The following is a 20,484-nucleotide window of genomic DNA, read 5'->3' as shown; positions in this document are numbered from 1 at the left end:
AGGGCGGAGTCGGGGCGCGCGTCGGTCACTTCAGTCCCGAGCTCGCGACGCTCTCGATGAAGCGCCGTTGCACGAGCAGGAACATCACTGCGAGCGGCAGCACGGCGATGAGCGCGCCGGCCATCATCACGCCCTGCGGGATGATGCCGCCCGGTCGGTCAGCAGGGTCAGTCCGGAGGTGATGGTGCCCATCTCGCTGTCGGTGGTGAAGACGAGCGGCCACAGCAGGTCGTTCCAGTTGTTGACGAACGTGAAGATGCCGAGCGTCAGCAGCGCCGGGACGGCGTTCGGGAGCACCACGCTGCGGAAGATCCGCCACTCACCCGCTCCGTCGATCCGGGCGGCGTTGTCGAGGTCGCGGGGGAGCGACAGGAAGAACTGGCGCAGGAAGAAGATGCCGAACGCGTCGGCGGCGCGCGGCGCGATCAGTCCGGCGAACGTGTTCACCCAGCCGAGGTCCGAGACCAGCTGGTAGATGGGGATCAGGGTGGCCTGGAAGGGGATCATCAGGCTGGCGATGATCGCGATCAGCAGGATCCTCGATCCGCGGAAGTCGATCCGGGCGAGGGCGTACGCCGCGAGCGAGTCGAAGACGAGGGCGAACGCGGTGACGCCGCCCGCGAAGAGGACGCTGTTGCCGATGAGTCGGGCGAACGGCAGCTCGGAGAAGATCGTGCGGAAGTTGTCGAGGGTCCACGCCGAGGGGGCGAGCGTCGGCGGGAACGCGTTGACCTCGGCGACCGGTTTGAAGGCGGTCAGGACGATGACGATGATCGGCAGCAGGATCACGAGGGTCGCGACGAGCAGGCCGGCGAAGCAGAGCAGCCCGACCGGGCCGACGCGCCGGGTCCTCGTGACGGGGCGGCTCGGAGCGCTCGCCCGCACGGCGGTGGCGGTGGTCATGAGGCGGTGTCCTCTCCTCGGCGTCCGAAGAAGACGAACTGGATCAGGCTGAGCAGCAGGGTGACGACGAGCAGGACGTAGGAGAGCGCCGACGCGAAGCCGAGCTCGAGGTCCTTGAAGCCGGACTGGTAGATCTCCATCACGATCGTCTGGGTGCTGCGGTACGGGCCGCCTCCGGTGAGGACGTAGATCTGGTCGAAGGCCTGCAGGGCGGCGATGAGCGCGACGACGGCGACGAAGGCCAGCGTGTTCGACAGCATCGGGAAGGTCACCTGGGTGAAGCGCTTCCACGCTCCCGCGCCGTCGAGCTGCGCGGCCTCGTACAAGTTCTTCGGGATGTCCTGGAGGCCGGCGAGGAAGATCACCATGTAGAAGCCGAACGTCTTCCACACGGCGACGAGCACGACGGTGGGCATGGCGAGCACCGGATCCTGGAGGACGTCGCCCAGTCGCACTCCGACCACCTGCAGCCAGTAGTTGAGCAGTCCGATCTGCGGATCGAGCAGGTAGGACCAGGCGAACGCGGCGACCGCGAGCGAGACGATGAACGGGAAGAACAGCGCGGTGCGGAAGAACCCGCGGAACGGCAGCTGCTCGGCGTTCACCGCGAGGGCGAGGAGCAGCGCCACGCCGATCGCGATCGGGGTGAAGAGGACGGCGTACAGAGCGGTGTTGCCCATCGCCTGCACGATCGAGGGGTCGGTGAAGACCCGGGCGTAGTTGTCGAGGCCGACGAACTCCGCGCTGCCGAAGCCGCTCGCGTCGGTGAACGAGAGCTGGAGAGCCGACAGCATGGGCCACGCGACGAAGGCCGCCAGCACGATCAGGGCCGGGGCGAGGAACCCGGCGACGACCAGCCGCCGACGCAGGTTCCCGGCGAGCCGAGTGCGGCCGCCGAGCGGTGCCGGCGGACGGTAGCGGCGTCGGCGGTCGAGCTGGTGGGTGGTCATGGGGGTCTCCGTGTCCGGGGATCGGGCTCGTGCAGGGTCCGCCGGTCGGGATCGTCCGGCGTGGGGGAGGCGCGGCGGCGCTCGGGCGGGTCCGCCGCCGCACCTCGGTGGGCCTACTCGGCGAGCGCGCTCTCGGCGGCCTTCTGGGCGGCGGCCAGCAGCTCCTGCGGGTCGCCGCCGGCGAAGGCCTTCTGCGTGGCCTCGTCCATCGCGGACAGCACGTCGGTGCTGTTGACGACGCCCGGCAGCAGGGCGCGGCTGGTCGGCGCGATCTCGGTCAGGCTCGCGACCACCGGGTTCTCGGCGACGTCCTCGGCGCTGACGTCGGTGCGCAGGGCCGGCCAGCCGGATCCGAGCGACCAGGCGGTGGCCACCTCCCTGGTGTTGAAGTAGGCGAAGAACTGCTCGGCCGCCTCGATCTCGGCGTCGGAGCTCTGCGAAGTGACGGCCATCGACACCTCCGATGGCCGACGCTGCCTGCTCGACGGGGCCCGCGGGGATGGCGGCGATGCCGTAGTCGATGCCCGCGTCAGTGGCGAGGCTCGCCATCCAGGGGCCGCCGATGTGCATGACGGCCTTGCCCGACGTGAACAGCTCGTCGGCGGCGATGCCGTCCAGGCCGGTGGGCGAGATCCTGTCCTCGGTCACCGCGTTCGACCAGTACTCGAGGGTCGCGACGTTCTCGGGCGAGTCGAGCACGGCGTCCGTCCCGTCCTCGGAGGTGACGGAGCCGCCTCCGCCCTCGAAGAGGCTCGGCCAGACTCCGTTCCCCACCGTGGAGTGGTCGGGGAGCGCCAGGCCGTACTGCTCAGGCGTGCCGTCGCCGTTCTCGTCCACGGTCGTCCTCTTCGCGACGTCGACCCATTCGTCCCAGGTCGTGGGGAACGCGGTGACTCCGGCGGCGGCGAGCTTCGCCTTGTCGTAGAAGACCGAGAGCGGCACGAAGCCGGTGGGCACGCCGAACTTCTCGCCCTCGACCGTCTCCATCGCGACGGCCTCGGGGTTGAGGTCGGCGGTGTTGCTGTCCTCGGCGCTGTAGAAGTCCTCGAGCCCGACGAGCGCCTTCTTCGAGGCGTAGACGGGGAGCCGCTCGGCGGGCATCGCCACGATCTGCGGCCCGCTGTCGGCCGAGAGGGCGGGGAGGAGCGTGTCGTCGATGACCGCCCACGTCTTCGTCTCGGTCGAGATCGTGACGTCGTTCTGCGAGGCGTTGAAGTCCTCGACGATCGAGTCCAGGACCTCGCCGTCGGCTTCGGTGTAGCCGTGCCAGAACGTGAGCGACACGGGGCCGGAGCTGTCCGCGCCCGTCTCGCTCGAGGCATCCGGCGAGGGCGCCGAGGGCCAGGAGGGGGACCGCTGCGGCGGCCGTCAGCTTCTTCACTGAGCACCTGCAATCTGCACGCGACATCGCTGGCGTCGTGCGTCGGGAGAGGAGAGGCATCGAGTTTACATCGATGTAAATCTGAACCTAGATCAGGGGAGCCTCCCTGTCAACAGGGCCGACGCGCCGGGTCAGGAGGCGGGCGATCCCGTCGTGGACTCGCGCAGGATGGGAAGAGAAGCCGAGCTGCTCGACGACCGGCTCCGGTCGCGCTCTCGCCCGTGATCCGGCCGAGCAGGAGCTCGACCGCGCGGCGGGCGAGGAGCGTGCGGTGCGCAGACACGGTGGAGAGCCGCGGTGTGGAGTGCCGGCTGTCCTCGATGTCGTCGAAGCCGATCACGGCGACGTCCTCGGGCACGCGCAGCCCCGTCCGCTGCAGCGCGCCCATGGCGCCGAGTGCGAGGGCGTCGTTGCAGCAGACGATCGCGTCGATCGGACTCGTGAGGCCGAGCAGGTGCTCCACCGCCTGGGCCCCCTCCGTCCGGTGCCACAGCGGCGCGCCGACGATCGGATCGGGGTCGAGCGCGAGGCCCGCCGCGGCCAGCGCCTCGAGGTGGCCCTGGAGTCGCAGCGCCCCAGTACCCGTGGCGCCCTCGTGCGCCGCGCCGAGGAACGCGATCCGGCGACGACCGAGTCCGATCAGGTGCTCCGTCGCCGCGGCGACGGCCTCCACGTCGGGGAGCACCAGGTGGTCGGCCCGACTCTCGACGCGCTGATCGCCCAGGACCACGAGCGGGTACTCCGCGTCGAGCCGGGTGACGTCTCCGAGAGCGACGGCGGACGGGCTGTAGATCAGGCCCGCGATCACGTGGCGCTTCATCGAGGCGACGACGGCGATCTCGTCGCTGTCCGAGACGTCCGTCTGCTCGATGAGGACCGTGTAGCCCCGCTCGCGGGCCGCGGTGATGACGGCGTCGGCGAGCTCGGCGAAGTACGGCTGGCTCAGCTCGGGAACGGCCAGGCCGAGCACTGTCGTCCGCCCCGATCGCAGCGCCTGCGCGGAGACGTTGATCTCGTAGTCGAGCTCGTCGACCGCGGCCATCACGCGCACGCGCATGCGCTCGGAGACGTGCACGTACCCCGACAGGACGTTCGACACCGTCTTCGTCGACACGCCGGCCAGGCGCGCCACGTCCTGCATCGTCGTCGCTCGCGGCATGCCCCTAATCTCCCACGTCCCCCGCGCATCCCCGCACGCGGGCGCGGTGCGGGATGCGCGGCGTCAGCTCGGGGGCTCGAGCACCCCGTCCACCAGCCGCACCACGCGGTCGGCGAGGGCGATCACGGCCGGATCGTGCGAGACGCACGCCACCGCGACTCCGCGCTCGGCCTCCGCGCGCAGGATCGCGCGGATCCGCTCGGCGCTCGCCGCATCCAGCCCGGTCGTCGGCTCGTCGAGCAGGAGCAGGTCGGCGCCCCGGGCCAGGCCCTGCGCGAGGAGCGTCCGCTGCCGTTGTCCGCCGGAGAGCACGGCGAACGGCTCGGCGGCGAGCGGGGTCATCCCGAGCCGCTCCATCGCGGCGCGACGACCGCGGCGCGCGACTCCGCTCCGGATCGGCCGCCAACGGCCGGCACGGCCCCAGACACCGATGGTCACGACGTCGCGCACGGTGACGGAGCGGGCGGTCCGGACGGCGGTGCGCTGCGGGACGAAGGCGATCGCGGGAGGGGGCGCTGCGGGTGCCCCTGGAAGGTGCTCGGGTGCTCGGCGACGACCTCCAGCAGCGTCGTCTTCCCCGCTCCGTTCGGCCCGGCGATCACGGTGAGGGAGCCGACCGGCAGATCGAGATCGAGGCTCGCCAGCGCCGTGCGCTCGCCGAAGTCGACGCCGATCCCTCGGAGGCTCACGAGGGCGACGGGGTGCAGAACGCTGGGGGACACCTGCTCGACGGTAGCAGGTTGATAACCGTTCTCATTATCAGCTACGGTCGGGCACCATGCCTTCCTTCCTCCTCGGGATCCTCGAGCCGTTCGCGCTCGACTTCCTCCAACGCGCCCTCCTCGGAGGAGCGCTGGTCGCCGTCCTGTGCGGCGTCGTGGGGACCTGGGTGGTCCTCCGCGGCATGGCGTTCCTGGGCGAGGCGCTCGCCCACGGCATGCTCCCCGGCGTCGCACTGGCGACGGTGCTCGAGGCGCCCGTGCTGGTCGGCGGGGCGGCGAGCGCGGTGGCGATGAGCCTCGGCATCGCGGCCCTGCAGCGGCGGGGCCGGCTGTCGTACGACACGAGCATCGGCATGCTCTTCGTCTCGATGCTCGCGCTGGGCGTCATCATCATCAGCCACTCGGGCAGCTTCGCCACCGACGCCACGTCGATCCTGTTCGGCGACATCCTCGCCATCGCGCCCCTCGACATCACGCTCCTCGCCGTGGCGACCGGAGCGGGTCTCCTCGTCGCCGCGGTCTTCCACCGCTCGCTGGTGGCGCTCGCGCTGGATCACCGGATCGCGTCCGTCCTCGGACTCGGGCCGCGCTCCGCTCAGGCCGCGCTCGTCGGGCTCGTGACGCTGGCGGTGGTCGCGTCGTACCAGGCCGTCGGCTCGCTCCTGGTCGTGGGCCTGCTCCTGGCGCCCGCGGCTCGCCGCCGGGCACTGGACCACCCGCATCCCGACCCGGATGGTGCTCGCCGCCGTGCTCGGCGTGCTCTCCGTCCTCCTCGGCCTCCTCGTCTCGTGGCACGCGGCGACGGCCGCGGGAGCGTCGGTCGCCGCGACGGCGATCGCGGTCTCGGGGCTGTCCTGGGCGCTCCGCGCGGCCACCGCGCCGCGGCGCTCCCGTGCCGTCGCGGTCCCCGCCTGACCGCTCGCCCTTACTCCGCCCTCTCCAGAAGGACCCCGTGCGCCCTCGCTCCACCCTCCTCCTCGGCGCCCCTAGCCCTGGGCCTCACCGCCTGCTCGACCGACGCCGCCGCTCCGCCCGCCGACGCCTCCGGTGACGGGCACGGCGCGGTCTCCGAGGCCGCCGAGCTCTCGGAGCCGCGCCTCGGCCTCACCTGGATCGACCCGGCAGGAGCCGTCTCGCACCTCGATCTGCTCGACGAGACCGTCGCCGAGCTCGGCGCCATCGGCGAGCCCACGGCGATGACGACCGACGGGCGCTACCTCTTCGCGCAGACCGCGGACGGCGTCGAGATCGTCGACAGCGGCGTCTGGACCTGGGATCACGTCGACCACTTCCACTACTACCGCGCCGACCCGCGGATCCTCGGCACGGTCGAGGGGGAGGGGGAGGCGGTCGTCGCCACGACGAACCTCTCGACCTCCGGCGGCACCGGTCTCTACTTCCCGACTCGGGCGAGGCCGTGCTGCTCGACACCGAGGCGCTGTCCGACGGGGGAGATCAGGAGTCGTTCCGCCTCGACGCCGAGCAGGGCGCCGGGATGGTCGTGCCGGTCGGATCCTTCGCTCTGGTCACCGAGGGCGGCGGGACCGTCGCCGGGTACACCGCCGACGGCGAGCCCACCGGTCTCGTCGAGGACTGCCCGCAGCCGGCGGGGACGATCACCACCCGCGTCGGCGCCGTCGTCGGCTGCGCGGACGGCTCTCTGCTCGCCACCGTCGAGGGCGAGGAGCTGAACATCGAGCGGATCCCGTATCCCGCCGGAGCCACCGCGCCCGCCGCCACGAGCTTCGCGAACCGCGAGGGCCGGCCCACTCGTCGCCGGACTCGCCGGCACCGAGGGGATCTGGCTGCTCGACACCCGGGCCCGCTCGTGGACCCTGCTCCCGGCTCCGTCGCCCCTCGTGCAGGCCACCGCGGTCGACGACGAGGACGACCACGTGCTCGCGCTCGCCGAGGACGGCCGCGTGCTCGTGCTCGACGGAGCGGACGGAGCGGTGCTGTCGCAGACGGAGCCGCTCGTGGCGGAGTCGCTCGCCGCGGGTCTCGCACCGCCCTCGTCGCCGACCAGCAGCGCGCCTACCTCAGCGCGCCCGCCGAGAAGGCGCTGCACGAGATCGACTACGCGGACGGCGCCCGCCTCGCGCGCTCGTTCGGCACGGCGACCGAGCCGGCCTTCACCGCCGAGACGGACGATGACCGTGCGACGACTCCGCCTTCTCCGTCGCCGCCGCGGTCCTGCTCGCCCTGTCGGGCTGCTCCGCCGCGGCCGACGACCGCCCCCTGGTGATCGTCTCGACCAACATCCTCGGCGACGTCGTCGAGCGGCCCGTCGGCGACGAGGCCGAGGTCGTGACGCTGATGAAGCCCGGACGCCGACCCGCACTCCTTCGAGATCTCGGCGCAGGAGGCCGCGCGGCTGCGCTCGGCCGACCTCGTCGTCTCGAACGGCCTGGGCCTGGAGGAGGGGACTGCAGCAGCACCTCGACGCCGCGGCCGACGTAGTGGACGTCGCGGCCTTCGTCGCCGGCGACGCGATCGAGGTGCTCGACTACCGCTCCGGCGACGCCGAGGGTAGCCCCGACTCGCACTTCTGGACCGATCCCGCGCGCATGATCGACGTCGTCGACGCGCTCGAGCCCGATGCTGGCAGCTCTCGACGGAGCGGACCCCGCGGCGATCGAGCGGAGCACCGCCGGGTACCGCACCGAGCTCGGAGGCGCTCGACGCCGAGATGACGCGCGGCGTTCGCGGCGATCCCGTCCGAGCGCCGTGCCCCCGTCACCAACCACCACGTCTTCGGCTACCTCGCCGACCGCTTCGACTTCGCCGTCGTCGGCGCCGGTCATCCCCGGAGGAACGACCCTCGCCGCCCCGTCCGCCTCCGACCTCGCCGATCTGGTCGAGGCCGTCGAGGAGACCGGCGTCCCCACGATCTTCGCGGAGTCCTTCGTCTCCCACGACCGCCTCGTCCAGGCGCTCGCGAGCGAAGCCGACCTCCGCGTCGAGGTCGTCGAGCTGTTCACGGAGTCCCTCACCGGACCCGAGGGCGGCGCCCCCTGACTACCTCGCCATGATGCGCGTCAACACGCAGCGCATCGCCGCCGGACTCTCGCCCCGAGCGTCCACGACCACCACCGAGGAGAACGACATCACCAGCCGCGCACCTTCCGACGCGCCGGCCTCGGCCTGCTCGCCCTCGGCACCGATCGCGACCCTCGCGGCCTGCTCCTCGAGCGGAGCCCCCGCGGCCGATCCGACCGCCGACTCCACCCCGACCGCCTCGGCCACCCGCGTCGCCGTCGCCTACGAGGGCGGCGTCCTCGTCCTCGACGGAGAGACGCTCAGGGACCGTGGCCGACCTGGACTCCGAGGGAGTTCACCCGGTCTCAACCCTGCCGGCGACGGCCGGCACGTCATGGTCACCATGAGCGAGGGCTTCCAACTCCTCGACACCGCCGCGGGCGCCGACGGCGAGCCCGAGCTCACCGACGTCGTCTTCCCGGCCGACACCCCCGGCCACGTCGTCCGCCACGGCGGCAAGACGATCCTCTACGCCGACGGCACGAGCGACACCACGATCATCGAGACCGCCGACCTGGCCTCCTCCGAGGGCGTGCCCGAGGTCGAGACCAATCGCGGGCGTCGAGGCGCACCACGGTGTGTCGATCGTCCTCGAGGACGGCACCTTCCTCACCACGGCCGGCACCGCCGACGGACGCACCGGCATCGGGCACGACGCCTCCGGCGCCGTGGTGGCCACGAACGACCAGTGCCCCGGCGCGCACGGCGAGGGCCGCGGCCGAGGGCGAGGCCGTCGTCTTCGGCTGCGAGAACGGCGCCCTCGTCTACCGACGACGGCGCGATCACCAAGCTCGAGGCGCCCGACCAGCCCTACGGCCGCATGGGCAACGCGTGGGTCAGCGAGACCAGCCCGATCGTCGTCGGCGACTACAAGGACGACCAGGACGCCGAGGGCTACCTCCTGCACCGCCTCGCCCTGATCGACACCGCGGCGAAGTCCCTCGACGTCGTCGACCTCCCCGAGGGCGTCGAGTACACCTTCCGCGGCGTCGCCCGCGAGGCCGGAAGAGACCTCGCGTACCTGATCGGCTCCGACGGCGCGGTCCACGTCATCGATCCCGAGACCGGAGCGATCACCGACTCGTACCCCGGGTCGGTCGACGCGCGTGGGAGAGCCCGGTCGAGTGGCAGGACCCGCACCCCGCCATCACCGTCGCGGGCGACCTCGCCTACGTCACCGACCCGGCGGCGAACAGCATCCACCGCTCTCGACCTGACCACCGGAGAGGTCGTCTCCAGCGCCGAGCTGGGCGTCACCCCGAACGAGATCGCGGTCGCCGCGAGCTGACGCACGGTCGAGGCGGGGCGCGGGGCAGGGGGCTCCGCGCCCTCCATCGTCCCCGGGCGGAGTCGCGGCCTGCCGCGAGCGGACGCGTTCCGGGGTCTGCTCGGGCGGCGGGCCCCGGTAAGGGTCCCGTGACAGCGCTCTCCGGAACCCCCTGGCGCCGCCGCCCGCGATGTGAGGGGATGGACGCCGGTGCACGTCGACGTCCCCCGCCTCCCGCGGCCGGATCGCGCACCTCCCTCAACGGAAAGGTCGGGTCAGCCGTGCCGCTCGGCGTTCTGTTCATCGGAGGAACGGGCATCATCAGCTCGTGCGGCCGTGCGCCGCGCGCTCGGGACAGGGCTCCGAGGTGACCGTGCTCAACCGCGGGCGCACCTCGCTCCGTCCCGCTCCCGAGGGGGTCCGCACCCTCACCGCCGACACCATCCGCGATCCCGGCAGCGTGCGCGAGGCGCTCGGCGACGAGCACTTCGACGCCGTGATCGAGTTCGCCGGCCTTCACCGAGCACGTGCAGCAGGACATCGACCTGTTCACCGGCCGCACCGCCCGAGCACGTGTTCATCAGCTCGGCCTCGGCCTATCAGAAGCCCCCGGCGCGGCTGCCGGTGACGGAGTCGACTCCGCTGCGGAACCCCTACTGGTCGCACTCGCAGGACAAGATCGCCCGCGAGGACCTGCTCGTCGCCGAGTACCGGCGCACCGGCTTCCCGGTGACGATCGTGCGCCCCTCGCACACCTACGACCGCACGGCGCTGCCGGTCGACGGAGGCTGGACCGTGATCGACCGGATGCGTCGCGGCCTCGGAGGTGGTCGTCCCGGGCGACGGCACCTCTGCTCTGGACCCTGACCCACAGCCGCGACGTCGCGGTCGGACTCGTCGGCCTGCTCGGCGCGACGGCGGCGATCGGCGAGGCGTTCCACATCACGGGCGACGAGACCCCACGTGGGACCGCATCCACCGGGACCTCGCGGCGGCGGCCGGGATCCGAGGCGCGGATCGTGCACGTCCCGTCCGACGCGATCGCTGCGGCCGATCCCGAGCTCGGCGCCAGGGATCGTCCGGCGACGAGGCGCACTCCATGGTCTTCGACAACGCGAAGATCCGCGCTCTCCCGTGCTCCGCGTACTCGCCCTCCGTCCGCTTCAGCGACGGCGCCCGCGAGATCGTCGAGTGGTACGACGCCGACGCGTCCCGCCGGGTCGTCGACGAGCGGATGAACATCCTGTTCGACACGCTGATCGAGCGGCACCGGCCCCGCCCGCTCTAGGGCGGTTCCCTGACGGGGGCGCTGCAGCGCGTGCGGCGCCCCCTGTCAGGGGGCCTGAGCCTCCTCCCCGCCGAAGCGCGGACACGATGTCTGCCAGAGTCGGAGGGCATTCCCCGGCGGGCAGCGGCCGGGGTCCCAGCGGAGAGGCGCCGACACGTGACGCAGAGTGCCCCGATCGATCTGAGCCGCGGTGCGGGAGCGCGAGCCCGGCTCGCGGCCCTCGACGATCTCAGGATCGTCGGCACCGGCCCGAGGAGCGGTACGATCGCGTGACGCGGATGGCGAAGGAGCTGTTCGGAGCGCCGATCGCCGAGATCAACTTCATCGACCAGGACCACCAGTTCACGGAAGTCGCCGCAGCGGCCGGGCGGCTCGCGCCTCACTCCGCGGGCGGACTCGTTCTGCGACGTGGTCGCGGTGCAGCAGTCCGACATCGTCGTGGTCCAGGACGCGCTCGGGGACCCGGTCTTCGCCCACCGCGGGTCGGTCACCGGCCCGCCGCACGCGCGCTACTGCCGCCGGCCGCCCGTTGAGCGTCGCCGAGGGCGCCCGCGTGGGCACCATCTGCCTCGTCGACACGGAGCCGCGCGATCTCAGCGTCGAGGACCAGGACCTGCTCGACGAGCTCGGCCTGTGGGTCGAGCGCGAGCTGATCCGCTTCCGCGCCGTCGACCGCGCCGCCTGGACGCAGCAGCAGATGTTGCCCGCTCCGCTCGAGCACGGCCGCGGCTTCTCCTTCTCCGGGATTCGCACGGGGCCGCACTCCGACGCCGCCGGCGACTACTTCGCCGTCTCGGCGACCGAGGGGCGCGTCGACGCGACCCTCGCGGACGTCATGCGGCAAGGGCTACTCCGCCGCTCTTCGTCGCAGCGGCCGTCCGGTCCGCCTTCCAGGCGCGACCCGGCTGGGAGCCGGAGGCGGCCGTGGCGGCGGTCAACGAGCAAGCTGCTCGCCGATCTCTCGGCCACAGGCACCTTCGCGACCCTGTTCCACGCGAGCGTCGACACGGCGACCGGCGAGATCCGATACGCCGACGCCGGCCACGGCCTCGCCGCGGTTCTTCGCGCCGACGGCTCACGTCGAGCGGCTGACCTCCTCCGACTTCCCGATCGGCATCGGCGAGGGCATCTGCTGGGAGGCCCGCACGACGACGCTGCTGCCCGGCGAGGTCCTCGTCCCTGCGCTCCGACGGGGCACTCGACCTCTACGACGGCACGCTGTCGGCGCTGGACGACCTGGCGGACCTCGTCCGCCGCTGCGCCGACGACGGCGCCCTCTTCACCGAGCTCTCGGACCTCATCGCCGAGATCTCCCCCGACGACGACGTCACGGTGCTGGTCGTCCGCCGCGACCAGGAGAACGGAGCAGGACGCCGATGCTGTCCCTCACCTACGTGAGCACCGCGACCGCGGAGCTCGACGAGTCGGCCCTCGCCGCGCTGCTGCGGCAGAGCCGCGAGAACAGCGAGCGCTGCGGGCTCACCGGCATGTGCTCCTCTTCAAGTCCGGCCGCTTCATGCGTGGTCCTCGAGGGCGACGAGGAGCAGGTGCGCGAGCGGTACCGGGTCATCGAGGCCGACGAGCGGCACACCGACGTGCAGCGGCTGCTGAGCGGGGCGATCGAGGCCCGGCGGTTCCACGCAGTGGTCGATGGGTCTTCCCGACGCCCGAGGACGCCGAGCTGCGCGCCGCTCCTCCCGGGTACGACGACTTCTTCGCGGCGCCGCTACGGCGCCGCACCCGGTGGGAGGAGCCGTCGCGCCGCGCGCAGCTGCAACACTGGACTGGGTTCCGCCACCGGGGCGTGGACTCGCCGGCGCTTCCGGGTGCCCCTGTTCCTCCCGTCGATCCGTCGTGAACGCCTTGCCGCAGCGGAGTCGCACCGCGATACGCGACGGATGAGCGCGGCCTCCTCGACCGTTCGTGACCGATCGGCGCGGCCTCGCGACGGTTCGTGACGGATCGGCGCGGCCGCACCGCCGTTCGTGGCGGATCGGCACGGATCGGCGCGGATCAGGACTCGATCGGCTCCGCGTTGCGCTCGTCGGCGAGGTTCGGCCCCGCCCGCGCTGTTCGCCGCGAGGACCAGGTGCTCGATCCAGTCCCGGTTGATGCTCGAGGAGCGGCTGCTTCGCGTACTCGAAGTGGATCGGCACGCCGTTGTCCATCCACAGCGCGTGCCGGCCCTCGATCGACTCGAGCTCCGGCCGCCACGAGACGAAGAACGCCTCGCTGCGCCGCAGCTTGACGCCGATCACGACCTGCAGGTGGAAGAGGGCGCGGTCCTCGAGGGTGAACGACTCGGTGCCGTAGTGCAGGTGGCCCATGATCTCTCCTGTGCGGCCGTGATGCGGCGGCCTCGGCACACCCTAGGGGCGCGACGGCCTGCGCCGCACGCGCGCCGGAGCGCTACGGCGAGGAAGAGCGCGACCACGCACGCCGGAGCGGCTCAGTCCGTGTCGTCGTCGGATCGGGACCTCGGTGCTCCCCGCGCCCTTCGACCACCTCCGTCCCCAGGGCGACGAACGTGAGGGCGATGACCGCGAACGGCAGCGCGGTCAGCCAGTTGTCCAGCGTGATGCCGAGGGCGACCGCGAGTCCGAGGAAGGCGACCGCGACGCCGAGGTAGGTCTGCTTCTCCCCGGTCGATGAGCTCATCCTCCGACGGTAGCCCGGGGTCGGGGGCGGCACCTCCGTCGGGCGGCGGATCCCGCGCAGAGTCCTCGGCCGAACGGCGGAGGGGTGCCGATCGAGCGCGGATCGGACCGCCGACCCGGCCCCGGACCGCGCCTCGGGATCGGACCCCCGACCAGCCTCGATCAGCCGCGGATCAGGACCAGGACCAGGAGGCGAGCACCGACTCGGCGAGGTCCTCGCGGTCGTCGTCCTCGACGGTGGGGCTGAAGGAGAAGGTCACGACGTAGGTCTGCTCGTTCTGCGTCAGGTAGTACTGCTCGATGCTGTACGACGCGCCCTGCGCGGTCAGCGCGGCGCTGAGGTTGCGCAGACTCCGCCCCGGCGACCTGGACGCGGTCGCGGACCTCGACGTCGGTCGCTCCGGCGCCCTCGAGCTCGTCGGCTCCGGCCCCTCGACCTGCTCCGGAGTGACGGCGCCGGCCGGGCTGAGGACGACGTTGACGTTGTCCGAGAAGCCGTCGGTGTCGGTGAGGTCGGCGGCGAGTGTGTCGGCGCCGATCGTCGACGGATCGGTGTCGGGCACGTCCCAGCCCTCGGGCACCGAGTAGAGGTAGCCGTCGCCCGCGATCTCGACACCGGCGGCCGGGGCGGCGTCGAGCTCGTCGACGTCGGAGCCGGAGTCCGACCCTCCCATCGAGGTGCAGCCGGTCAGGAGGAGGGCGAGGGCGACGGTCGCGCCGAGGCGCTGGGAGCGGGACATTCCTCCACCGTAGGGCGACGGACGCGCGCCGCGAGGCCGGACCGGTCCTGCCTGCGAGACCCCGTGCGGGGTGAGGCCGCACTCGCGCGACCACCGGTCGGACCGCCGCCGGCTCGGGCTCAGTTCAGCCGCTCCGACAGGTGGACGACCACCTCGTCGCCCAGCTCCTTGCCGAGCTTCTTCCGCAGGCCCGCGCTGATCGACAGCATGTGGCCCCCGGATCCGGTGGGCAGCAGTCCCGCGGTGAGCGGCAGGGCGTCGACCGTGGCCACGACGCGCACGGCCTTGCCCGTGCCGAGCAGGGCGACCGAGTCGGGGATCTCGACGCCGACCACAGGTCGCCCTTCACCGTCACTCCGATCGGGGCCGTGAAGGTGAGGTCGAGGGGGCCGGGGCCGGTGCTCACGGGACTCCTGCTTCGTCGGGGCGGATTCTGATCGGGAGCCTACCGAGCGGCTCCCGATCGCGCTCAGCCTCGAGCCCGTGTCGCCGCCACCGGGAAGGTCACGCCGGTGAGCTCCTCCGAGACCGTCCACAGGCGCTGCTGCACAGCGAGGTCGTGGGAGTCGGGGCTGGAGGAGACGGGGACGGGGAAGCCGCGGACCTCGCCGCGGCCGCCGGTCCGAAGTACTGGCCGCCGAGGACGCCCGGGTCGGTGGCGGCGCAGCGTCGGCAGGGCGCCCCGCGCCGCGGGCTGGGTGCAAGCACCGGAGCGAGCGCGCTGATCGGGAGGCGCAGCGCGGCAGGCGTGTGCCGGGCGAGCTCGGTGTTCGACACTCCCGGGGTGCGCTGCCGCCGCGATCGTGCCGCCGAGCGGGGCGAGCCGACGCTGCAGCTCGTAGGTGAACATCAGGTTGGCGAGCTTGGCCTGGCCGTACGCGGCGACGCCGCTGTACGAGCGCTCCCACTGCAGGTCGTCGAAGCCGGATCGCGGCGCGGATCGCGGTGTCCCACGCTGCTGACGGTGACGACGCGGGAGCCGTGGACGGGCAGCAGGTTCTCGAGCAGGAGCCCGGTGAGCGCGAAGTGACCGAGGTGATTGGTGCCGAACTGCAGCTCGAAGCCGTCGCTCGTCGTCCGCTTCGGCGTGTACATGACTCCGGCGTTGTTGAGGAGGAGGTCGATGCGCGGGTGAGCCGCGCGCAGGTCGTCCGCCGCCGCCCGGATCGAGGCGAGGGACGTCAGGTCGAGCGCCTGCACCCGCACGTCTCCGGTGATGCGGGAGGCCGCCGCCGCGCCCTTCTCGACGTCGCGGACGGCCAGGACCACCGTCGCTCCGCGCTCGGCGAGCATCCGGGCGGTCTCGAAGCCCAGTCCGGTGTTGGCGCCGGTGACGACCGCCACCCGCCCGCTCTGGTCGGGGATCTGCTGCTCGGTCCAGTCGTGACTCATGTCGCTCCTCCAGTACTGCCGGTCTCTTGTTCTTCCGACCGTAAGAGACCGCCGGTCCGCTGTCAAGGGACCGGTGGTCTGCAATTAGACTCGCGGGTGACTTTCCAGCGTGCGCGGAGCGAGGGAGCAGCGGCGGATCCGCCGCGAGGCGATCCTCGAGACCGCGGCCGCGATGCTCGACGAGATGCCCGTGGCCGCGGTGAGCCTCAACGAGCTCAGCCGCCGGGTGGGCCTCGCGAAGTCGAACGTGCTCCGCTACTTCGAGTCGCGCGAGGCCGTGCTGCTCGAACTGCTCGACGGCTTCCTCGGGCAGTGGCTCGTCGCGCTCGAGCAGGAGCTGGCCACGGGCATCGCCGCCGACGACGCACCCGAGTCCCGCGCTCGCGCCCTGGCCGCGATCCTCAGCGGCTCGCTCGCCGACCGGGTGGTGCTCTGCGACCTCTTCGGCGCGCAGGGCGGTGTGCTCGAGCGCAACGTGTCGATCGAGGCGGTGAAGCGGCACAAGCGCTCCTCCCGGGGAGGCTCGCGACCCTGACCGGGCTCGTCCTCCGCCACGTGCCCGAGCTCGGCGACGGCGCGGCAAGCGTTCTGCCTGATGAGCCTCGTGACGGCCGGCGCCGTGTCGTCCTACGTCCCGCCTCCGGCCGTTCTCGTCGCGGCGTACGCCGACGAGCCCGAGCTCGGCGTGCTGCACCTCGATCTGCGCACCGCGCCTCGAGACGGCGTTCACCGCCTCCCTGGTCGGGGTGCTGCCGCGCGCGTGAGCGCCGGGTCCGATCTCCCGGAGGGCGGGGCGCCCGGGTCTTGCCCCTCCGGGCGGGTCGGACGAGGATCGAGCACGCCACGAGGAAGGGGTGCGCCATGTCGGAGCCGGTACCGCACGAGGCGCTGCACAAGGACGGCAGCATCCGGGGCCGCGGCTGGATGCTCGACGACGAGCTGCACGGGCACTGGGAGTGGTTCCGCCTCGACGGCACGCTGATGCGCAGCGGCGCCTTCGACCGGGGCCGGCAGGTCGGCGTCTGGACGACGTACGACCGCTCCGGGGCCCCGCACAAGGAGACGCGCTTCGGCGAGTGAAGGGCCCTCGTGGCCCGGTGCGCGAGGATCGGGGGATGGTTGCGCAGCGAGGACTCCCCGACGGACGTGCCGACGGAGTGTGGTGCCGGTTGGGGAGCCGCGCACGACGGCGCGGATCGCGCTCGCTGGAGCCGACTGGCTCTGCCTCGATGGGCAGCACGGCGCGTTCGACGACGCGGCCGTCGTCGCGACGATGCAGGCGCTCGCCGCGCTTCCCGACCGCCCGCCGGTCGCCGTCCGCGTCGCGGGGCTCTCGGACACCCTGATCGGCCGGGCGCTCGACTCCGGCGCCGACGTCGTGATCGTGCCGATGGTCGAGACGGCGGACGACGCCCGCGCAGCCGCCGCCGCCGCGCACTACCCGCCGGCCGGGCGCCGCAGCTGGGGGCCGATGGCCGAGCTCTGGGGCGGGGAGGTCCCCTCGACGGCCGACGCGCGAGCGGAGCTGTGGGTCATGATCGAGACCCGCGCGGGCCTGGGGGAGGTCGAGCGGATCCTCGCGGTGCCGGGGGTCGCGGGCGTCTTCGTGGGGCCGTTCGACCTCGCGATCGGGCTCGGAGTGGAGCTCGACGGCCTCCTCGCCGCCGACGCCCCCGGGGATCCGCTGCCGACGATCGTCGCCGCCGCCCGCCGCGCGGGGAGGAGCACCGGTGCGTTCGCGGGGGATCCGGTGCGTGCGGAGCGGCTCCGCTCGCTCGGATTCGACCGGGTCGCGGTCGCCACGGACCTCTCACTCATCGCCCGGGGCGCCGCCGCGGTGCTCGGAACCGGGGCCTCGGACCCCTCCGCCTACTGAGGCCACCGCTGGAGCGACCACCGCAGACCGGTGAAGGCCGCGCCCGCCACCACGACGTGGACCAGCACGAGGGCGATCGCGTCGGGCTCGACGAACTCGACCGTCCACCCCGACGGCGCCCACGGCATGCCGCCGAGCAGGGTGCGCGTGACGGTGAGCTGCGTCGCGTGGAACGCGATCGCGACGAGCAGCGGCCCCTCGACCGGCAGCCGCCGGGCCGCGACGAGCGCCAGCCCGAACAGCACCAGCTGCAGCACGTAGGCGATCGGATCGCTCCCCGATCGGGATCGGTGACGGCGCAGCGGCCGTCCCTCCCAGCAGTGTCGTCACGGCCCACTCCACCGGGCCGATCACGAGCACGAGCAGCGGGAAGAGGGCGGTCGTGGCCGCGGTCGCCACGACGAGCCCCCACCCGTCGCGGAGGTCCGTCCACATCGAGCCGCGCAGCGCGAGCTCTTCGGGCAGGGCCTCGTACAGCGTGATCACCAGGCCGTTCAGCAGCAGGAATCCGGCGAAGGCGAGCGGATCGACGGCCTCGACGCGGATCCAGCCGGCCACTGCCGCGGGCAGCCAGACCGCGAGACCCGATGCGACGCCCACTGCGGCACCGAGCGCGAGCGGGCGGAGCGCGTGCCGGGACAGCCTGAGTCCCATGAGGCTCCGACGGTCGCTCCGACGGCCGCTCCGGCGCCGCAGCAGCAGCACGATCGCGGGCACCACGAGGGCCGACGTCAGCACCGCCTGGATCGACACCACGGCGAGGCGCGCGGAGGCCGAGGGCCTGGTCGAGCGCGGTGGCGGTGCCGATCGCGGCGCCGAGTCCCGCTCCGAGGATCAGCCAGGCGAGGAGCGCCCGGAGGAAGCGATCGCGTCCGCCACGCGGGACGGCGGGCGGGGGCGGTGCGGGCGGTGCTCATTCGGGCGGTGCCCGTACGGGCGGCGTTCATGCCGCGGATCGCTCGGGACGGGTCCCGCTGGGCGCCCGTCTCGGCCAGACCGTGTAGCCGACCGCCGTGATCAGCTCGATCGCCACCACGAGCAGCAGGATCGGGAACACGCCGTCGAGCGCCTCCGTCCGAGCCGGGGTCGTCCGCGATCCAGCGCAGGAGCAGCACGGCGCCGGCGGCGATCGCGGCGGCGAGCGTGGTGCGGAGGAGGTCCTTCCAGCACGACACGGCGTACTCGGCGCCGACGAGCTCGGGGTGCGGGGCCTCCGGCGAAGCGATGGGCGAAGCGGACGTCGGCGGCGCGGACGAGCGCGTGGCCGTAGGCGATCGAGAAGCCGAGGTAGAGGGCCGCGAGCGAGTGCGCGGAAGGAGGCCGTCGCTCCGCTCCGCAGGTCGATCGCCGTGGCGGTCAGCAGCACCAGGTCGACGACCGGTGTCAGGGCGAGCAGCGCGGCGCCGGTGCGGCGCCACCGCAGGACGTAGCGCGCGAGGAGCCCGAGAGCGATGACCACCCAGAAGCCGATCTCGCAGGCGATGACGACGGCCAGGACCATGATTCCCCCTCTTCGAATAGCACAGGCGTGCTACTCCGGAGAAGCCAGCACCACCCGTGCTAATCTCGGGTCATGGCCATCGATCGCGACGCCCGGAAGGCTCGGCTGGCCGAGGCCGTCTGGCGCGTGGTGCGCGAGCGCGGCATCGGCGCGGTGTCGGTCCGCACCGTCGCGGAGGACGGCGTGGTCGTCGGCTCGCTGCGGCACGTGTTCCCGACCCGCACGGAGCTGGTCGCGTTCTCGGCCGAGCTGATGGTGAGCCGCGCCACCGAGCGGATCCTCGCCACGCCCCGCACGGGCGACGCGCTCGCCGACGCGGTCGCCCTGCTGCGCCACCTCCTGCCGCTCGAGCCGGACAGCCGCGCGGAGCTCGAAGTGAACATCGCGCTGATCGCCGAGACGCCGGCGCTGCCCGAGCTGCGCGGCATCCGCGATCGCGCCCACCGCGAGCTCGCCGAGATGTGCGTGCTGCTCTGCGAATCGGTCGCGTGGCGCCCGCGCGACGCCGACCTGCTCGACGCGGCCCGCCGCCTGCACGCGCTGGTCGACGGGCTCGCGGTGCACCTACTGCTGCGCGAGGGCGAGGGCGAGTGGGCGGTCGGGGTGCTGCGCGGGGAGCTGGAGCGGCTGCGCTGAGCGTCGCCGGTGCCCCGGCTGCAGTACCTCCTGCGCTTCCTCAATAGTCGCGGTGACCGCGCCCGCTCCCGCGACTTCTGGCGAGTCGCGGGGACGCATCTCCCGGTCGAACCGCCCACGAGCGGTTCGGGAGCGGCGCGACGACGGCCGCCTGCGGCCTACGCTGGCCGGATGGACGGACCTCTCGCCGGCGGGAACATGAACGACGTCGAGCGCAGCGGCGACACCGTCCTCCGGAACGCGGGGCCGTGGACGCCGACCGTGCACCGGTACCTCCGCTACCTCGCCGTCGCCGGGATCGACTGGGCGCCGCAGCCCCTCGGGATCGAGGGCGGGCGGGAGCGGCTCTCGTTCGTCGAGGGGGACGTGCCGCTCTACCCCGTTGCCGGCGTGGGTGTGGAGCGACTCCGTCCTCGAGGAGGGGGCGCGGCGACTGCGCGCGCTGCACGACGCGAGCATCGGCTTCGGCCTCGACGGCACCGTCTGGCAGGCGTCGGCCAAGGTGCCGGCCGAGGTGGTCTGCCACAACGACTTCGCGCCGCACAACCTCGCCTTCCGCGACGGTGTCCTGGTCGGCGCCATCGACTTCGACATGTGCTCGCCGGGTCCGCGGCTCTGGGACATCGCCTACTTCGCGACCCGTGTCGTGCCGTTGACGGCCGTCGCTCCGGAGGGGGCGCCAGGGATGGACGACGCCCGGCGCCGCGTCGAGCTCCTCCTGCTCCGCTACGGCTCGGACGCGACGTGGGCGGACGTCCTGCGCGTCGCGATCATCCGCCTCCACGACCTGGCCGAGCTCTCGATCGGCAAGGCCGAGGAGCTCGGGAGGCCCCACCTCCTCGAGGAGGCGGCGGAGTACTCCACCGACGCGCGGTTCCTCCGCGGGCTGCTGGACGCCGAGACGCGCCCCACGACGCTCTGAGCGGCCGCCTGCCCTCGCGCTCCCTCGCGAGTCGCGGTGACCGCTGGCGCT

The 20,484-nt window shown here is 72.8% G+C and carries 28 protein-coding genes and 1 pseudogene; 16 read left to right on the top strand and 13 right to left on the bottom strand.

The features are described from left to right. Positions 1–126 precede the first annotated feature (126 nt). The 5 genes from AC0CII_RS14740 to AC0CII_RS14720 form a co-directional block, all read right to left on the bottom strand. The gene (locus tag AC0CII_RS14740; protein WP_465229886.1) at positions 127–903 is read right to left on the bottom strand and encodes a carbohydrate ABC transporter permease; all 777 of its coding nucleotides are present in this window, start codon (positions 901–903) and stop codon (positions 127–129) included. Next, on the bottom strand, positions 900–3,137 hold the full coding sequence (locus tag AC0CII_RS14735) for an extracellular solute-binding protein (protein WP_465229885.1): 2,238 nt from the start codon (positions 3,135–3,137) through the stop codon (positions 900–902). The genes AC0CII_RS14740 and AC0CII_RS14735 overlap by 4 nt, the downstream gene beginning before the upstream one ends. A gap of 206 nt (positions 3,138–3,343) precedes the next feature. After that, positions 3,344–4,393, bottom strand: coding sequence for a LacI family DNA-binding transcriptional regulator (locus AC0CII_RS14730; protein WP_465229884.1), 1,050 nt, complete (start codon positions 4,391–4,393; stop codon positions 3,344–3,346). Positions 4,394–4,456: 63 nt separating this feature from the next. Continuing rightward, positions 4,457–4,843, bottom strand: a complete 387-nt coding sequence (locus AC0CII_RS14725) for an ATP-binding cassette domain-containing protein (protein ID WP_465229883.1) — start codon at positions 4,841–4,843, stop codon at positions 4,457–4,459. After that, a complete protein-coding gene (locus AC0CII_RS14720; protein WP_465229882.1) occupies positions 4,828–5,115 on the bottom strand; it encodes an ATP-binding cassette domain-containing protein in 288 nt (95 codons plus the stop codon). Before AC0CII_RS14720 ends, AC0CII_RS14725 begins: the two co-directional genes overlap by 16 nt. A 56-nt stretch (positions 5,116–5,171) precedes the next feature. Here AC0CII_RS14720 and aztB point away from each other — a divergent pair, with 56 nt between their 5' ends. The 11 genes and pseudogenes from aztB to AC0CII_RS14665 form a co-directional block, all read left to right on the top strand. Continuing rightward, entirely contained in the window at positions 5,172–6,806 is a 1,635-nt protein-coding gene (gene aztB / locus AC0CII_RS14715) for a zinc ABC transporter permease AztB (protein ID WP_465229881.1), read from the top strand. 659 nt (positions 6,807–7,465) lie between these two features. Beyond that, on the top strand, positions 7,466–7,648 hold the full coding sequence (locus tag AC0CII_RS14710) for a hypothetical protein (protein ID WP_465230930.1): 183 nt from the start codon (positions 7,466–7,468) through the stop codon (positions 7,646–7,648). Next, positions 7,575–7,808 (top strand): hypothetical protein, encoded by a 234-nt coding sequence (locus AC0CII_RS14705; RefSeq protein ID WP_465229880.1) that lies wholly within the window; start codon positions 7,575–7,577, stop codon positions 7,806–7,808. The genes AC0CII_RS14710 and AC0CII_RS14705 overlap by 74 nt, the downstream gene beginning before the upstream one ends. A gap of 34 nt (positions 7,809–7,842) precedes the next feature. Beyond that, positions 7,843–8,133, top strand: a complete 291-nt coding sequence (locus AC0CII_RS14700) for a metal ABC transporter solute-binding protein, Zn/Mn family (RefSeq protein WP_465229879.1) — start codon at positions 7,843–7,845, stop codon at positions 8,131–8,133. A 10-nt stretch (positions 8,134–8,143) separates the two neighbouring features. Next, positions 8,144–9,442 (top strand): hypothetical protein, encoded by a 1,299-nt coding sequence (locus AC0CII_RS14695; RefSeq protein WP_465229878.1) that lies wholly within the window; start codon positions 8,144–8,146, stop codon positions 9,440–9,442. Positions 9,443–9,788: 346 nt separating this feature from the next. After that, the gene (locus AC0CII_RS14690; protein ID WP_465229877.1) at positions 9,789–10,049 is read left to right on the top strand and encodes a hypothetical protein; all 261 of its coding nucleotides are present in this window, start codon (positions 9,789–9,791) and stop codon (positions 10,047–10,049) included. Further along, positions 9,995–10,288: an NAD-dependent epimerase/dehydratase family protein gene (locus tag AC0CII_RS14685; protein WP_465229876.1), complete on the top strand. Its 294-nt coding sequence runs from the start codon at positions 9,995–9,997 to the stop codon at positions 10,286–10,288. Before AC0CII_RS14690 ends, AC0CII_RS14685 begins: the two co-directional genes overlap by 55 nt. A gap of 232 nt (positions 10,289–10,520) precedes the next feature. After that, a complete protein-coding gene (locus tag AC0CII_RS14680) occupies positions 10,521–10,709 on the top strand; it encodes a hypothetical protein (protein WP_465229875.1) in 189 nt (62 codons plus the stop codon). Between the two features lie 269 nt (positions 10,710–10,978). Next, positions 10,979–11,242 carry a hypothetical protein gene (locus tag AC0CII_RS14675; RefSeq protein WP_465231114.1) on the top strand — a complete coding sequence of 88 codons (264 nt, stop codon included), beginning with the start codon at positions 10,979–10,981 and terminating at the stop codon, positions 11,240–11,242. Continuing rightward, on the top strand, positions 11,127–11,801 hold the full coding sequence (locus tag AC0CII_RS14670; RefSeq protein WP_465229874.1) for a hypothetical protein: 675 nt from the start codon (positions 11,127–11,129) through the stop codon (positions 11,799–11,801). Before AC0CII_RS14675 ends, AC0CII_RS14670 begins: the two co-directional genes overlap by 116 nt. A gap of 284 nt (positions 11,802–12,085) precedes the next feature. Further along, a pseudogene (locus tag AC0CII_RS14665) lies at positions 12,086–12,292 on the top strand (BLUF domain-containing protein); the annotation flags it as partial. Here AC0CII_RS14665 and AC0CII_RS14660 read toward each other — a convergent pair. From AC0CII_RS14660 to AC0CII_RS14635, 6 genes are all read right to left on the bottom strand, one after another. After that, entirely contained in the window at positions 12,224–13,036 is an 813-nt protein-coding gene (locus AC0CII_RS14660; protein WP_465230929.1) for a DUF7882 family protein, read from the bottom strand. The pseudogene AC0CII_RS14665 and the gene AC0CII_RS14660 sit on opposite strands and share 69 nt — an antisense overlap. Before the next feature lie 82 nt (positions 13,037–13,118). After that, entirely contained in the window at positions 13,119–13,367 is a 249-nt protein-coding gene (locus AC0CII_RS14655; protein WP_465229873.1) for a hypothetical protein, read from the bottom strand. A gap of 172 nt (positions 13,368–13,539) precedes the next feature. Beyond that, positions 13,540–14,106 carry a hypothetical protein gene (locus AC0CII_RS14650; protein WP_465229872.1) on the bottom strand — a complete coding sequence of 189 codons (567 nt, stop codon included), beginning with the start codon at positions 14,104–14,106 and terminating at the stop codon, positions 13,540–13,542. A 119-nt stretch (positions 14,107–14,225) separates the two neighbouring features. Continuing rightward, positions 14,226–14,441: a DUF1905 domain-containing protein gene (locus AC0CII_RS14645; RefSeq protein ID WP_465229871.1), complete on the bottom strand. Its 216-nt coding sequence runs from the start codon at positions 14,439–14,441 to the stop codon at positions 14,226–14,228. 134 nt (positions 14,442–14,575) lie between these two features. Continuing rightward, positions 14,576–14,956, bottom strand: coding sequence for an SDR family NAD(P)-dependent oxidoreductase (locus tag AC0CII_RS14640; RefSeq protein ID WP_465229870.1), 381 nt, complete (start codon positions 14,954–14,956; stop codon positions 14,576–14,578). Next, on the bottom strand, positions 14,956–15,498 hold the full coding sequence (locus tag AC0CII_RS14635; RefSeq protein ID WP_465229869.1) for an SDR family NAD(P)-dependent oxidoreductase: 543 nt from the start codon (positions 15,496–15,498) through the stop codon (positions 14,956–14,958). The genes AC0CII_RS14640 and AC0CII_RS14635 overlap by 1 nt, the downstream gene beginning before the upstream one ends. A gap of 109 nt (positions 15,499–15,607) precedes the next feature. On the opposite strand from AC0CII_RS14635, the gene AC0CII_RS14630 reads away from it, so the two are divergent. From AC0CII_RS14630 to AC0CII_RS14620, 3 genes are all read left to right on the top strand, one after another. After that, entirely contained in the window at positions 15,608–16,033 is a 426-nt protein-coding gene (locus AC0CII_RS14630) for a TetR/AcrR family transcriptional regulator (protein WP_465229868.1), read from the top strand. A gap of 326 nt (positions 16,034–16,359) precedes the next feature. Then, positions 16,360–16,578, top strand: a complete 219-nt coding sequence (locus AC0CII_RS14625; protein ID WP_465227270.1) for a toxin-antitoxin system YwqK family antitoxin — start codon at positions 16,360–16,362, stop codon at positions 16,576–16,578. Between the two features lie 82 nt (positions 16,579–16,660). Further along, complete coding sequence (locus AC0CII_RS14620; RefSeq protein ID WP_465229866.1) at positions 16,661–17,374, top strand: HpcH/HpaI aldolase family protein; 714 nt, start codon at positions 16,661–16,663, stop codon at positions 17,372–17,374. Here the strand turns inward: AC0CII_RS14620 and AC0CII_RS14615 are convergent. Beyond that, a complete protein-coding gene (locus tag AC0CII_RS14615; protein WP_465229865.1) occupies positions 17,309–18,130 on the bottom strand; it encodes a hypothetical protein in 822 nt (273 codons plus the stop codon). The genes AC0CII_RS14620 and AC0CII_RS14615 overlap by 66 nt on opposite strands. Positions 18,131–18,317: 187 nt before the next feature. Further along, positions 18,318–18,875, bottom strand: coding sequence for a hypothetical protein (locus AC0CII_RS14610; protein ID WP_465229864.1), 558 nt, complete (start codon positions 18,873–18,875; stop codon positions 18,318–18,320). 72 nt (positions 18,876–18,947) lie between these two features. On the opposite strand from AC0CII_RS14610, the gene AC0CII_RS14605 reads away from it, so the two are divergent. After that, positions 18,948–19,511 carry a TetR/AcrR family transcriptional regulator gene (locus AC0CII_RS14605; RefSeq protein WP_465229863.1) on the top strand — a complete coding sequence of 188 codons (564 nt, stop codon included), beginning with the start codon at positions 18,948–18,950 and terminating at the stop codon, positions 19,509–19,511. 382 nt (positions 19,512–19,893) lie between these two features. Further along, positions 19,894–20,433, top strand: a complete 540-nt coding sequence (locus tag AC0CII_RS14600) for a phosphotransferase (protein WP_465229862.1) — start codon at positions 19,894–19,896, stop codon at positions 20,431–20,433. Positions 20,434–20,484: the final 51 nt, after the last annotated feature.

The organism is Rathayibacter sp. AC182, assembly GCF_979253875.1.
This window is presented reverse-complemented; position numbering and strand designations above follow the sequence as displayed.

Coding starts and splice junctions, on each gene's coding strand:
- AC0CII_RS14740 (WP_465229886.1), bottom strand. CDS start 903: ATGACCACCGCCACCGCCGTGCGGGCGAGCGCTCCGAGCCGCCCCGTC.
- AC0CII_RS14730 (WP_465229884.1), bottom strand. CDS start 4,393: ATGCCGCGAGCGACGACGATGCAGGACGTGGCGCGCCTGGCCGGCGTG.
- aztB (WP_465229881.1), top strand. CDS start 5,172: ATGCCTTCCTTCCTCCTCGGGATCCTCGAGCCGTTCGCGCTCGACTTC.
- AC0CII_RS14695 (WP_465229878.1), top strand. CDS start 8,144: ATGATGCGCGTCAACACGCAGCGCATCGCCGCCGGACTCTCGCCCCGA.
- AC0CII_RS14680 (WP_465229875.1), top strand. CDS start 10,521: ATGGTCTTCGACAACGCGAAGATCCGCGCTCTCCCGTGCTCCGCGTAC.
- AC0CII_RS14660 (WP_465230929.1), bottom strand. CDS start 13,036: ATGGGCCACCTGCACTACGGCACCGAGTCGTTCACCCTCGAGGACCGC.
- AC0CII_RS14655 (WP_465229873.1), bottom strand. CDS start 13,367: ATGAGCTCATCGACCGGGGAGAAGCAGACCTACCTCGGCGTCGCGGTC.
- AC0CII_RS14650 (WP_465229872.1), bottom strand. CDS start 14,106: ATGTCCCGCTCCCAGCGCCTCGGCGCGACCGTCGCCCTCGCCCTCCTC.
- AC0CII_RS14640 (WP_465229870.1), bottom strand. CDS start 14,956: ATGTTCACCTACGAGCTGCAGCGTCGGCTCGCCCCGCTCGGCGGCACG.
- AC0CII_RS14635 (WP_465229869.1), bottom strand. CDS start 15,498: ATGAGTCACGACTGGACCGAGCAGCAGATCCCCGACCAGAGCGGGCGG.
- AC0CII_RS14625 (WP_465227270.1), top strand. CDS start 16,360: ATGTCGGAGCCGGTACCGCACGAGGCGCTGCACAAGGACGGCAGCATC.
- AC0CII_RS14610 (WP_465229864.1), bottom strand. CDS start 18,875: ATGGTCCTGGCCGTCGTCATCGCCTGCGAGATCGGCTTCTGGGTGGTC.
- AC0CII_RS14605 (WP_465229863.1), top strand. CDS start 18,948: ATGGCCATCGATCGCGACGCCCGGAAGGCTCGGCTGGCCGAGGCCGTC.